Origin of the sequence: Paraburkholderia sp. PREW-6R (genome assembly GCF_039621805.1) — a bacterium.
Taxonomy (GTDB): domain Bacteria; phylum Pseudomonadota; class Gammaproteobacteria; order Burkholderiales; family Burkholderiaceae; genus Paraburkholderia.
In genome coordinates this window covers 2708876-2721254 of the sequence record NZ_CP155073.1, presented here as the reverse complement: position 1 = coordinate 2721254, position 12379 = coordinate 2708876, and the positions used below count along the sequence as shown (strand labels likewise).

General features: G+C 63.3%; 11 protein-coding genes. 2 read left to right on the top strand and 9 right to left on the bottom strand.

Going from position 1 to position 12379, the window contains the following annotated elements:
- Positions 1-73 precede the first annotated feature (73 nt).
- The 6 genes from AAGS40_RS11870 to kynB all read right to left on the bottom strand — a co-directional run bounded on the left by AAGS40_RS11870 (position 74) and on the right by kynB (position 7430).
- Complete coding sequence (locus AAGS40_RS11870; RefSeq protein ID WP_345811563.1) at positions 74-1021, bottom strand: sugar-binding transcriptional regulator; 948 nt, start codon at positions 1019-1021, stop codon at positions 74-76.
- Positions 1022-1107: 86 nt separating this feature from the next.
- Positions 1108-2589: a xylulokinase gene (gene xylB / locus AAGS40_RS11865; protein WP_345811561.1), complete on the bottom strand. Its 1482-nt coding sequence runs from the start codon at positions 2587-2589 to the stop codon at positions 1108-1110.
- A gap of 174 nt (positions 2590-2763) precedes the next feature.
- Positions 2764-4173, bottom strand: a complete 1410-nt coding sequence (dalD, locus tag AAGS40_RS11860) for a D-arabinitol 4-dehydrogenase (RefSeq protein WP_345811559.1) — start codon at positions 4171-4173, stop codon at positions 2764-2766.
- A gap of 343 nt (positions 4174-4516) precedes the next feature.
- Positions 4517-5467 carry a tryptophan 2,3-dioxygenase gene (gene kynA / locus AAGS40_RS11855; protein ID WP_345811557.1) on the bottom strand — a complete coding sequence of 317 codons (951 nt, stop codon included), beginning with the start codon at positions 5465-5467 and terminating at the stop codon, positions 4517-4519.
- 10 nt (positions 5468-5477) lie between these two features.
- Positions 5478-6728 (bottom strand): kynureninase, encoded by a 1251-nt coding sequence (kynU, locus tag AAGS40_RS11850; protein WP_345811555.1) that lies wholly within the window; start codon positions 6726-6728, stop codon positions 5478-5480.
- Positions 6729-6794: 66 nt separating this feature from the next.
- Positions 6795-7430: an arylformamidase gene (kynB, locus tag AAGS40_RS11845; RefSeq protein ID WP_345811554.1), complete on the bottom strand. Its 636-nt coding sequence runs from the start codon at positions 7428-7430 to the stop codon at positions 6795-6797.
- Positions 7431-7560: 130 nt separating this feature from the next.
- Between kynB and AAGS40_RS11840 the strand changes: the two genes are divergently transcribed.
- A complete protein-coding gene (locus AAGS40_RS11840) occupies positions 7561-8076 on the top strand; it encodes an Lrp/AsnC family transcriptional regulator (protein ID WP_345811552.1) in 516 nt (171 codons plus the stop codon).
- Positions 8077-8133: 57 nt separating this feature from the next.
- Here AAGS40_RS11840 and AAGS40_RS11835 read toward each other — a convergent pair whose 3' ends face one another.
- Entirely contained in the window at positions 8134-8646 is a 513-nt protein-coding gene (locus AAGS40_RS11835; protein WP_345811551.1) for a flavin reductase family protein, read from the bottom strand.
- Between the two features lie 360 nt (positions 8647-9006).
- Between AAGS40_RS11835 and msrA the strand changes: the two genes are divergently transcribed.
- Positions 9007-9555 carry a peptide-methionine (S)-S-oxide reductase MsrA gene (gene msrA / locus AAGS40_RS11830; protein ID WP_345811550.1) on the top strand — a complete coding sequence of 183 codons (549 nt, stop codon included), beginning with the start codon at positions 9007-9009 and terminating at the stop codon, positions 9553-9555.
- A gap of 45 nt (positions 9556-9600) precedes the next feature.
- Here the strand turns inward: msrA and AAGS40_RS11825 are convergent, their stop codons facing one another.
- Together AAGS40_RS11825 and AAGS40_RS11820 are read right to left on the bottom strand one after the other, a co-directional pair.
- Positions 9601-11001 (bottom strand): DUF72 domain-containing protein, encoded by a 1401-nt coding sequence (locus AAGS40_RS11825; RefSeq protein WP_345814390.1) that lies wholly within the window; start codon positions 10999-11001, stop codon positions 9601-9603.
- Positions 11002-11085: 84 nt separating this feature from the next.
- Entirely contained in the window at positions 11086-12300 is a 1215-nt protein-coding gene (locus AAGS40_RS11820) for a cyclopropane-fatty-acyl-phospholipid synthase family protein (protein WP_345811549.1), read from the bottom strand.
- Positions 12301-12379: the final 79 nt, after the last annotated feature.

Below are 12379 nucleotides of genomic sequence, written 5' to 3'. Positions count from 1 at the left end.
CAGCAGGCAAACATAAAAACGCCACCGCGAAGGTGGCGTTTTTTCTTATCTCACCGCGCCCGCCGCTCGTGCGTCATGCTTCCAGTGCGGCCCTCGCGCAAAGCTCATCTGTGACGAGACCGGACAGCCACCCGCCCTTGAGCACCGCAACGAGCGCTTCGCGCTTGCGCTGCCCTCCCGCGAAGCCGATGGTAGGGCGCCTCGGCGGTGAATCGAGTGCAAGACTGGTCACGCGGCTGCCGGTCGGCGACTCGACCTGCGCGCCGGCGGCGTCGATCGGCAGGCCGAGCATCTCGGCCACCGCGGCGTTCTGCATCAACTCCTTGACTTCCGCTGACGTGATGAAGCCGTCTTCGTGCAGCGGGCAGTTCGGCCCGATATTGCCGACGCCGACAAAGGCGACATCCGCATCGGCCGACAGCGATTCGACGATCCGGTACAGCCGGTGATTGCACCACTGCGCGCGTTCCGCTTCGCTGTCGGCGAGTAATGGCGCGGGCAGCAGAAAATGCTTGCCGCCCGTCTTCTCCGAAATGTGCAGCGCGACGTCGTAGCGGTTCGAGGAGCCGTCCTGGGCGATGGCGCCGACCATCGAGACCAGCCGGTGCTGCGGACGGTCTAGCTGCGCGATCTGATCGACCGCGGCTTTCAGCGTCCGGCCACTGCCCACGGCGACCACCATCGGTTTTTCTTCGTTCAGGTAACGCTCCATCACCTGAGCGCCGGCCACGGCGAGCTTGCGATCCACTTCCTCGGGGGTATCGCTGTCTACCGGCACGACTTCGCACATGCTCAGCCCGTAGCGCTTCGACAACTGGGCGGCGAGTGCAAGGCAATCCGCGAGTTGATGATCCACGCGCACGCGAATCAGATTTTTCTCGACGGCGAACGCCACGAGCCGTTGCGCCACCGGACGCGACACCTGCAGTTTTTCAGCGATCTCGTTCTGGGTGTTGCCGGCAACGTAGTAAAGCCACGCGGCGCGGGTAGCAAGGTCTAATTTTTCTGTGGACTTAGGCACGGTGTCGGTTCGCTTCAGGTGCGCCGAGGATGGCAGCCGGTGCGCGCTCGATCCGCCACGCGCGCACGCCGGCTGTGGTTGGCCGCTCAGGCGAGCGGCGTCCGTGCGGGGTCGAACAGCGGCCGCACGTGACGATACAGCGCGCGATACGCTTCGAGCCGCGTGCGCAATTCGGCATGGCGACGCGGATTCGGCTGAAACTCTCGTGCGATCGGCGGTTTGGTCAGCACGGTGGCAGGATCGCCGCCGGCTGCCAGCCAGCCCAGCCGCGCCGCACCGAGCGCCGCGCCGGTTTCGCCGCCGCCGTGCTTGCGCGTGGCGGTGTCGAGCGCGTCGGCGAGCAGCTGGGCCCAGTAGTCGCTGCGCGCGCCGCCGCCCAGTAGCGACAATGCTTTTGCCTCCGTGCCGGCGGCGCGCAGTGCGTCGAGGCCGTCGGTGAGCGCGAGCGTCACGCCTTCGAGCACCGCATAGCCGAGCAACGCGCGATCCGTCGCGTGGTTCATACCGAAGAACACGCCTTGCGCATACGGGTCGTTGTGCGGCGTGCGTTCACCCGACAGATACGGCAGAAAGATCGGCGCGGTCGTCAGCGCGTCCGGCGGCAATGCTTCGATTTCGGCGAGCAGCGTGGGTTCGTCGGTTGACGTGAGCTTGCAGACCCAGCGCAGGCAACTCGCGGCGGAGAGCACCACGCTCATCTGATGCCAGCGGTCCGGAATCGCGTGGCAAAACGCGTGCACGGCCGACGCGGGATTCGGCCGGAAACTGTCGCCGACCACGCACAACACGCCGGACGTACCGAGCGACACGAAGCCGTCGCCAGGCTGCGTCGCGCCGATACCGACGGCGCTCGTCGCATTATCGCCGCCGCCCGCCGCGACGATCACGCCGTCGCTCAGGCCGAACTCGCGAGCAACCTCCGGCAGTAGCACGCCGGCAGGTTCGCTGCCCTCGCATAGGCGTGGCATCTGCGCACGCGTCATGTTGCAGGCGGCGAGCAGCGAATCGGACCAGTCGCGTCTGGCGACGTCGAGCCACAAGGTGCCGGCCGCGTCCGACGGATCGGACACCTTGCCGCCCGTCAGTTGCAGGCGCAGATAGTCTTTGGGCAGCAGCACGCACGCGGTCTGCGCGAAGATCTCCGGTTCATGGCGCGCGACCCACAGCAGCTTCGGCGCGGTGAAACCGGGCATCGCCAGATTACCGGCGACGGCATGCAGATCCGGCGCGCGCTCGGTCAACTCCGCGCATTCCTTGTCGCTGCGCATGTCGTTCCACAGGATCGCGGGACGCAGCACGCGGTCCTGCGCATCCAGCAGCACCGCGCCATGCATCTGGCCCGAGAGGCCGATGCCACGGATCTGCGCGAACTCGTCGGGGTGCCTCGCGCGCAACGCGGCAAGCGCCGCGCGCGTGCCGGCCCACCAGTCTTCGGGATTCTGCTCGGCCCAGCGCGGATGCGGACGCGAAACGGTAAATGGTGAGCCTGCGGTGCCGATCACGCGTCCGTCGGAGGCGAGCAGCAGAACTTTCACTTCGGACGTGCCGAGGTCGATGCCGAGATACATGGGCGCGGAACCTTCGTCGTTGGAGATGCGGCTACTTTAGCCGCACGGGGCGCACGGTGCCATGCGCATTAAGCCTGGCACCGTGCGAATCGATACTGTCTGCCATCGTGCATCGCAGCGCGGTCAGGTGGCGTGTGATGCACGAGGTCGTGTGAACGCTTGCCGCGCCGCCGTTCAGGCCGCGCCGCGCTTTGCCAGCCATACGTCGACGCGAGCCAGCGCGCCGGCGAGCGCCGATTCCAGTTCCGGCGTCTGCGCCATGCTGCCCCACAGCAGCCGGTCGGCGGCGAATGCTTCAAGCGGGTCGGGCGCGTCGAAAAACGCATGCGCGACACGTTCGTCCATGACGCCGTCCTGATACGTATAGGGCAGCTTGCCCTGGTGCCAGCGTTCGAGAAAACGGAAAAAGAGCGCGGGCAGCATCGACGTGGCCGCGGGCGTGACTCCGCGCTCGAAGCACTCGGACAGCGTGGGCGCGATAAAGCCGGGCAGCTTAGAGAAGCCGTCGGCCGCGACGCGCTGGTTGGTGTCCTGGATATGCGGGTTGCCAAAGCGTTCGAGCACCACGTCGCGATAGCGTTCGAGATCGAGCGGGCTCGGCGTGAGACACGGAATCACGTCATCGCTCACGTAGTCATGAGCGAACTGATGAATGTCCGGATCGAGGGTGCCTTCGTGAATGTAGTTCAGGCCGACGAGCGTACCCGCCCACGCAATACAGCTATGCGTTGCATTCAGGATGCGGATTTTGGCTTCCTCGTAAGGCATCACCGAGTCGACCAGTTCCGCGCCGACTTTTTCCCATGCGGGGCGTCCCGCGATGAAATCGTCTTCGATCACCCACTGGATGAACGCCTCGCCCATTACCGGACACGCGTCGTCCACACCGGTTGCGGCCTTTACGCGCTCGCGCACGTCAGGCGTGGGGCGCGGCGTGATGCGATCGACCATCGAGCTGGGGCAAGCGGTGTTGTCGTCGAACCATTGCGCCAGCTCGTCCGCGCCGCGCCGCTCCAGGAATTCGCTCATCCCGGCGTGAAAGCGCTCGCCGTTGCTGCGCAGGTTGTCGCACGTTTGCAGCGTGACCGGGCCGGCGCCGCGCTTCATGCGCGCGTCGAGAATGGCCGCCAGCGCGCCGTAGATCGTGGTGTGTCCGCCGTTCAGATCGGCGGCGAGGTCGGGATTGTCGACGTCGAGTTCGTCCTCTTCGTCGAGGTAATAGCCGCCTTCGGTGACGGTGAACGAAATGATCTTGCACGCCGGGTCCGCGCCCGCTTCGATCAGCGCGTCGAGGCTTTCGGTCCACGGCACCACGCGCTCGATCGAGCGGATCGTCTCGTAGGCGCGCTCACCTTGCGGCGTCACGGTTTCGAGCGTGTAGACGCCGTTTTGTGCGGCGAGCGCTTCGAGCACCGCATTCATGTCGCTGCGAATATTGCCGACCGTGAGTGACCAGTGCGGCTCGCCCGGCACTTTCGCTTCGTTCAACCGGTGTAGATACCACGCCTGATGCGCGCGATGAAACGATCCCGCGCCGATGTGCAGGATCACGTGTGACGTGCCGCTGCTTTGCCCGCTGTTCATGTGCGTCTCCTGGATGTCCTTGGCTCGCACGGCTCGAAGCCTGCGTTTCTTCTCGAGTTGGAGCATTTGCTCTGCTTGTGAGCGAATGATCGTACCCGGTGATACCAAAGTCAAGGTGACGGCGCGCTGTTTTCCACTTGTTTTCGTGGCGCAGCGCGGCGTGAATCGCGGGCTAACGGATTGCTGCGTCAGTCACGGCCATGCGCAAGCGGCGTTGCAGCGTCTGTTGCAATGCAATAGATATCGGCCGGCGACGCGGCGAAGGTCAAGGACGCCCGGCGCGTGGGGACAGGCTGCAAAGCGACGCGAATGGCCTGCCGGGCCACGCTGCAACAGGCGTTTGCTACAGCATGGTCCTCACATGCCATAGCTCCGGAAACAGCACCACGTCCAGCATCTTGCGGAGATAGTTAGCTCCGCTCGTGCCGCCCGTGCCCTGCTTGAAACCGATGATCCGCTCGACGGTCGTGACGTGCCGGAAGCGCCACTGCCGGAAGGCGTCCTCGAGATCGACCAGTTCTTCGGCCATCTCATACAACTCCCAGTGCTTCGAAGGATTCCGGTAGACCTCGAGCCACGCGGCCTCGACCGAAGCATCGTGCACGGTCGGTTGCGTCCAGTCCCGCTCCAGTCTCGCAGCGGAAATCTCGAAGCCGCGCCGCGCAAGCAGGCGCACGACTTCGTCGTAGAAAGAGGGCGACTCCAGTGAGGCTTTCACCTGCGCATGAACATCGGCGCGGTGCGCGTGAGGCTTTAACATCTGCTCGTTCTTGTTGCCCAGAACGAACTCGATCTGTCGGTACTGATAGGACTGGAACCCCGAAGAACTCCCGAGATAAGGCCGCATGGCGGTGTATTCGGACGGCGTCATCGTCGACAGAACGCTCCAGGCCTGCACCAGTTGCTCCATGATCCGCGACACACGCGCGAGCATCTTGAACGCGGGCGGCAACTCATCGCGGTGCACTGCCTTGAGCGCGGCCTGCAATTCGTACAACGCGAGCTTCATCCACAACTCGCTTGTCTGATGCTGAATGATGAACAGCATCTCGTTGTGATCCGGCGATAAAGGATGCTGTGCGCTCAGCACCGTTCCCAGCGACAGATAATCGCCGTAACTCATCGCCTCCGAAAAATCGAGCTGCGCGTCATGCCAGCCGTCTTCTGCGGCCGTGGAGGTGGAGTCGCCGGAGAAGGCGGGCGAGGCGGACGAGGCGGCTCCGCCGTAGCCGAACGGACATCCTTGCGCCGGTTTGTCTTCCGGCAGATCAGGCGTTTGCATGTGATCGTTCATCGTGCGCTCCTCAGGTTACCGCGCCGCGCGCGGCGAATTCCGGCGCACGCCAGGTCTCGTTGATCAGCACGTCGCGCAAGGTCTCGACCGCATCCCATACGTCGACGTAACGCGTGTACAGCGGCGTAAAGCCAAAGCGCAATACATGCGGCTCGCGGTAGTCACCGATCACACCGCGCGCGATCAGCGCCTGCATCACCTCGTAACCATGCGGATGCTCGAAGCTCGCATGCGAGCCGCGCCGCGCGTGTTCGCGCGGCGTGACGAGCGTGAGCGGAAAGTCGGCGCAGCGCGCTTCGACGAGTTCGATGAACAGATCGGTCAGCGCGAGCGACTTTTTGCGGATCGCCTGCATATCGGTTTGCAGGAACACGTCGAGCCCGCATTCGACGAGCGACATCGACACCATGGGCTGCGTGCCGCACAGGAATCGGCCAATGCCGTCATCCGGCTCATAGGTCGGGTCCATTCTGAACGGCGCGCGATGACCCCACCAGCCGGACAGCGGCTGCGCGAAGTCGTTCTGATGACGCTTGGGCACCCACACGAACGCGGGCGAACCGGGGCCGCCGTTCAGATATTTGTACGTGCAGCCTACGGCGTAGTCGGCGCCGACACCGTTCAGGTCGACCGGCACCGCGCCCGCCGAATGCGCGAGATCCCACAGCGCGAGCGCGCCTTTGTCGTGAATCTGCTGTGTCAGCGCGGCCATGTCGTGCATGTAGCCGGTGCGGTAGTTGACGTGCGTGATCATCGCGATGGCCGTGTCGTCGCCGATCGCGGCGGGTAACTCGGACGGATCGTCGACGAGACGCAGTTCATAGCCACGGTCGAGCTGGTCGATCAGGCCTTGCGCGATATACAGATCGGTCGGGAAATTGGAGCGCTCGGACACGATCACGCGACGTTTTGGATCCCGTGCATCCGCCACGCGCAACGCCGCGGACAACAGCTTGAACAGGTTGATCGAAATCGTGTCGGTGACGACCACTTCGTTCTCGGCCGCGCCGATCAGCGGTGCGAGCTTGTTGCCTAGCCGGCGCGGCAGTTCGAACCAGCCGGCGGTGTTCCAGCTGCGGATCAGCCCTTCGCCCCATTCCGCGCCGATCACGGTTTGCGCCCGTTGCGCGGCGGCCGCGGGTGGCACGCCCAGCGAATTGCCGTCGAGATAGATGGTCGTCGACGACAGCGCGAACTGGCCGCGCAAAGTCGCGAGCGGATCGGCGCTGTCGAGCGCCAGTGCTTCGTCACGGTGGTTCATGATGGTCCAGTGGATCAGATTGGGGATAGGGCCGCAGGTCCTGAAGGCTTGCTGCGCAAAGTTCGGTCAGACGCGCGGCAGCGAGCGCAACACCGCGCGCACCGGGCTCGCGTCGAGCGTGGTCAACTTCAGCGGCAAAGCGATGAGTTCATAGTCGCCGGGCGCGACGGCGTCCAGCACGACGCCTTCGAGAATCGCCATGCGGTGTGCGCGGATGCGGTGATGCGCGTCCATCGTTTTCGACTCCTGCGGATCGAGCGACGGCGTGTCGATGCCGATCAGCTTTACACCGTGGCCGGCGAGCAGATCGATCGTCTCCGGCGCGACCGCGCAGAACGCGCTGTCCCATGCGCCGATGGGCGCTTTTCTGTAAGTGCGCAGTAAGACTCGCGGCGGCAGATTGTCGAGCGAGCCGCTCAGGTGTTGTGGCGTGACAACAGGTGTTGCGCCGATACAGTGAATCACCCGGCATAGGCCGAGGTAGGCGTCGAGCGGCACTTCGCCAATCGCTGCGCCGCTGGCGTCGTAATGCAACGGTGCATCAGTGTGCGCGCCGGTATGAGGCGACAGCGTCAGACGCGCGACATTGACCGGCGAGCCCGCTTCCATGCGCCACACACGCTCGATACCGACCGGCGTATCGCCGGGCCAGACGGGCGTCGCGGTATCGACGGCGGGGGTGATGTCCCAGAGTGTTTGCATGTCTCCATCGGCGGTTTGTGTCTATCACGGAATGATAGGCGGCTTGGAGTGAAATGTGATTGCGAAAAAAACACCTTCCGAGGCCGGTCTTGGAACATAATTTGATTCAAATGGGAAAGGGAGACCGAATATGAACGCGATCTCGCTCGACGCCACCGATTGCCGTATTCTGGCGGTGCTTCAGCAAGAAGGACGGATCAGCAATCTCGACCTTGCGGAGCGTATTTCGCTTTCGCCATCAGCCTGCCTGCGACGCCTGCGTCTGCTGGAAGAGCAGGGTGTCATCGAGCACTACCGCGCGTGTCTGAACCGTGAAGTGCTGGGATTCGAACTGGAGGCATTCGTGCAGGTGTCCATGCGCAACGACCAGGAGAACTGGCATGAGCGCTTCGCCGAAGCGGTGCGGGACTGGCCGGAGGTGGTCGGCGCGTTCGTCGTGACCGGCGAAACGCATTACTTGCTGCGCGTGCTTGCGCACAACCTCAAACACTATTCGGACTTCGTACTGCAGCGTCTTTACAAGGCGCCGGGCGTGATGGATATCCGCTCGAATATCGTGCTGCAGACGTTGAAGGAAGACTCAGGCGTGCCGGTGTCGCTCGTGACCCGGACGAACACGCACGGGGCGTCGCATAATGATCGGTAAGCGTTAGCCGCTTTGCGCGCGCGCCGGTGAGACCGGCAAGGCACGGCTGCGTTCCGGTCAGAGCGGATCCAGTCCGAAGAATTGCCCGCTTTGAAACACCAGTGGCTTGAGGTCGGCGGCATGCTCGTGCACCCCGCAGCGCTCCACTTCGCCGACAAAAATCACGTGGTCGCCTTCTTCGTAGCGGCTACGATTGTGACATTCGAACCATGCGAGTGCGCCGTCGAGCACCGGCATGCCGGTGTCGCCTTCCGCATGCGAAACGCCCTCGAAGCGATCCCCCTTCACCGTCGCGAAACGCTTGCACAGATCGAGCTGAGAAGCGGCCAGCACATTCACCACGTAGTGACTGTTCGCACGGAATACGGGCATGGATGCCGAGCGAGTCGCGAGACTCCACAGCACGAGCGGCGGATTGAGCGAAACGGAGTTGAATGAGCTTGCCGTGATGCCGATCAACTGCCCGGACGCCGCACGCGTGGTAATCACGGTGACGCCGGTGGCAAACTGGCCGAGCGCCTGTTTAAAAGCGGCCTGGTCGAAATTCGGCGGGCTGGCGTGTTTTTTCATCGGGCGAGCGTCTCTGGCGCAAGCCGGACGGGCAGGCTGAAACCATCGCAGGTGCTGCCGGGAACAGATGATTCGAAAGTCATAGTGAAAATCGTCGATTTGCCGCAATTTTAACTGTTATCGCGGCATGTCGGCCGCGACCTCTGCTGCCGTGTGCGGAAAACCACTTAAGCGTGGCCGGATGTCGCGTCAATGGGACGCGTGTCGCAGCAACGCGGGACCGGCGTCGATCGGGCAGGCGTTCTTGCAACCAAAGTGCGACGCACGCGCCGGCGGCGTCAGTCGCCGGAACAAGTCAAAACGCGCAAGCCGGGGCGTGTCAGGAAGCGAGTCAGAAATCAGTCTTAAGGAGCGACGAGCATGAGTCAGACAGGCGAGATTGCCACCTTGGGTGGCGGATGTTTCTGGTGCCTCGAAGCGGTGTATCTGGGCGTCGATGGCGTGAACTCGGTGCAATCGGGCTATGCCGGCGGACAGACCCCGCAGCCCACTTACGAGCAGGTGTGCGACGGCGACACGGGTCACGCGGAGGTGGTGAACGTCGACTTCGATCCGGCGCGAATCAGCTATCGCGAGATTCTGGAGATTTTTTTCGCGATTCACGACCCGACGCAGTTGAACCGGCAAGGCAACGACGTCGGCACGCAATATCGGTCGGTCATCTTCACGAACTCCGACGCGCAGCGCGAAACCGCATTGCAAACGATCCGCGACATTGGCGAGCAGCGGATTTACAGCGGTCCGATTGTCACGCAGGTTCTGCCGCTCGACGGCAACTACTGGCCGGCCGAGGCGTATCACCAGAACTATTATGCGCAGCATCCGAATCAGGGATATTGCTCGTTCGTGGTCGCGCCGAAGGTGGCGAAGTTTCGTCAGAAGTTCGCTCACCGGATCAAGCCGGGTTGAGCGGCATGGCGGGTCGCAGGTTGGCGAGGCAACGGGCGCAAACAATCAGTCCGGGTCGCACTGGGGGTTTTCTTGCGGCGACGGTTCGGGCTCGCCGACCTCGTGCGGCTGCCCGTGCTGCCGCTCATGGGCAAGCCGCGCGTACGCTTCAATGATCGCCCGCGCCAGTTCCACGCAACTCAGCGGCGCCGAGCCTTCCGCCTTGTTATTGATGGCGATCACCACCGGCTGACCGGCCAGCGCATAGCGCGCAGCCACTTCGGCGAGCGACGCGCGTGTGGCCGGGTCCTGATCGACGAGCTGATCAAACGGCTCGTACTTCGCCTTCGCCTGTTCGTATTTGAAGCCTCCGTGCAGGCTCCACCTGACGATCAACGGTCCGGCGGGCTCGCCGTCGAGCAGCGCAAGCGCCGCTGCCTGACGCAGCGGGTCGGGCATGCGCGCGTGAATCCCGACGCAATACCGCACGCCCGCCATCTTGAGGGCGCGGATAAAGCGCGGCGTGAGCAGGCTCGCATCGCGAATTTCGACGGCGTAACACGTGCCCTGCGGCAGCGGCGGTAGCGCCAACAAAAACCCGGCCAGACGTTCGATGAACACCGCAGGTTGCGCGAGCATCTGATCCGGCAGCGGCGAAAGCTGGAACACCAGTGCGCCGGCCTTCCTGCCAAGACCTTCCACGCAGGGCGTGACGAACTCGTCGATTGCCATTTGCGCGTTCAGAAAGCAGGGATTGACGGACATCGGCTCGCCGCGTTCGGCGCGCACGGTAGCGTCGGTGATCGTCATCGGCGCTTTGACGATAAAGCGGAAGTGCTCGGGCACCTGTTGCGCGTAGCGCAGATAGTCGGTGATGGTCAGCGCCTGATAAAACGACCGGTCGATGCTCACCGTTTTCAGCAGCGGATGCGCGCTATAGGCGCTCAGCCCTTCGCGCGAGAGCTTGCTGTTGCTGTATTCGTCGCCGTAGACAATGCCGTTCCAGCCCGGAAACGACCAGGTGGACGTGCCAAGGTGAATCTGTGGCGGCAGGTTGGCGGCGAGTGCCAGCAGTTCCGCCGAGGGCGGTGCAGCGACGACATCGCGAGAGCGGCGCTTTTTTGGATTATTCGCGGGCAGGGTTTCTGCGTTGCCGACGGCCGCTTCGCCTTCCCATAGCGAAGCGGTTCTATCGGTGTTCGCGCGCGCTTGCCGGCGGGATTCGGCGTGTTCCAGCGCGGCATTGGCATCGGCATCCGCGTCGGCAGGTGAGCCCGCCTGCCCGGCAATGTCATCGGTGGCAGCGGTGCGGCTCAGCGGCTTCCTTGAATGGCAATCTGCTTTTGCCGATACTGCGGACGAGTGTTCCACCGGCATTCCGAACAGATCGAACTGAACCGCTTCGGCTTGCGGTTCGGCCTCACCGCTCACCGGCTCTGCAATTTCACTCGTCCCGCTCGGGTCCATCGACATTTGGCCTGCTGTTCAAGGTTGCGCCGGATCGCGCCCGTCCGCTATAGATACACGGACCGGCGCGCTAGCGCCACCGTGTCACAGCGGTTTTTCATACATATAGCGGCGCGACCACGGCAAGGTTTTCGCGCTGCGGCCAGCCTTGCGGCACACCACCTGGTAGATCGACACGTCGTCGGTTTCGAACGCGTAGGCGCAGCCAGCAAGGTACACGCGCCAGATGCGGAATTTCTCGTCGTCGACGAGCTTACGGGCCTCGTCGGCATGCGCCTCGAAATTTTCTGCCCAGATGTCCAGCGTGTGCGCATAGTGACGGCGCAGGCTTTCGACGTCAACCGCTTCGAGGCCGCCGCGCTGCATCGCTTCGAGCGCGAGGCTGATATGCGGCAGCTCGCCGTCCGGGAACACGTAACGGTCGATAAACTCACCGCCGCCCAGTGCGGTTTCGCCGCTATCCGAGTCGCTCGACGTAATGCCGTGATTCATCGCAATGCCGTCGTCCACCAGCAGATCGCGAATCTTCTCAAAGTAACCCGGCAGGTTCTTGCGGCCCACGTGTTCGAACATGCCGACGCTCGTAATGCGGTCGAATTGTCCCTGAACGTCGCGGTAATCCTGCAGACGAATCTCGATCTGGTTTTCGAGGCCAGCCGCCTTCACGCGCTGCGTGGCAAGGTCGAACTGGTTCTGCGACAACGTCACGCCCACGCATTTCGCGCCGAATTTCTGCGCCGCCCGGATGACGAGCGCGCCCCAGCCGCAGCCAATGTCGAGCAGACGCTGCCCCGGTTGCAACTGGATTTTCGTGAGGATGTGGTCGATCTTTTTGATCTGCGCGGTGGCGAGATCTTCGTCGCCATTTTCGAAGTACGCGCACGAGTACACCATGTTCTCATCGAGCCACAGCTTGTAGAACTCGTTCGAGACGTCGTAGTGATACTGGATCGCCTTCTTGTCCGACGCCTTCGAATGGTTGAAGTAGCGTCGTACGCGCGCCAGCTTGCTCGCGCTCGTCACCGTATTGCGCGCGAGCTGATAGCCGATGTTGATGATGTCCGACAGCTTGCCTTCGATGTCGATCTTGCCCTTCACGTAGGCCTCGCCAAGATTGTCGAGGCTGGGTTCCAGCAGATAGGGCAGCGCCGTGGCGCTCTTCACGTGTAGCGTGACCTGGGGCGCGGCGAACTGCCCGAAGTCATGTTGCTGGCCGTCCCACAGCACGAGCCGTGCTGGCAGGTTAGCCTTGGTTTTTACATCTTCCACCCACTGCGCCAGCTTCTTCTCCCAGAACATGTGATTTCTCCGTGTCCGTTGAACTCAAGCAAAGCTTATGTGGATCGTGGTTCAGCGCAGCGCGACTCCCATGCTGCGT

Bases quoted from the DNA above. Each gene is read 5' to 3' on its own strand.
- xylB (WP_345811561.1), bottom strand. From the start codon at position 2,589: ATGTATCTCGGCATCGACCTCGGCACGTCCGAAGTGAAAGTTCTGCTG.
- dalD (WP_345811559.1), bottom strand. From the start codon at position 4,173: ATGAACAGCGGGCAAAGCAGCGGCACGTCACACGTGATCCTGCACATC.
- kynA (WP_345811557.1), bottom strand. From the start codon at position 5,467: ATGAACGATCACATGCAAACGCCTGATCTGCCGGAAGACAAACCGGCG.
- kynU (WP_345811555.1), bottom strand. From the start codon at position 6,728: ATGAACCACCGTGACGAAGCACTGGCGCTCGACAGCGCCGATCCGCTC.
- kynB (WP_345811554.1), bottom strand. From the start codon at position 7,430: ATGCAAACACTCTGGGACATCACCCCCGCCGTCGATACCGCGACGCCC.
- AAGS40_RS11840 (WP_345811552.1), top strand. From the start codon at position 7,561: ATGAACGCGATCTCGCTCGACGCCACCGATTGCCGTATTCTGGCGGTG.
- AAGS40_RS11835 (WP_345811551.1), bottom strand. From the start codon at position 8,646: ATGAAAAAACACGCCAGCCCGCCGAATTTCGACCAGGCCGCTTTTAAA.
- msrA (WP_345811550.1), top strand. From the start codon at position 9,007: ATGAGTCAGACAGGCGAGATTGCCACCTTGGGTGGCGGATGTTTCTGG.
- AAGS40_RS11825 (WP_345814390.1), bottom strand. From the start codon at position 11,001: ATGGACCCGAGCGGGACGAGTGAAATTGCAGAGCCGGTGAGCGGTGAG.
- AAGS40_RS11820 (WP_345811549.1), bottom strand. From the start codon at position 12,300: ATGTTCTGGGAGAAGAAGCTGGCGCAGTGGGTGGAAGATGTAAAAACC.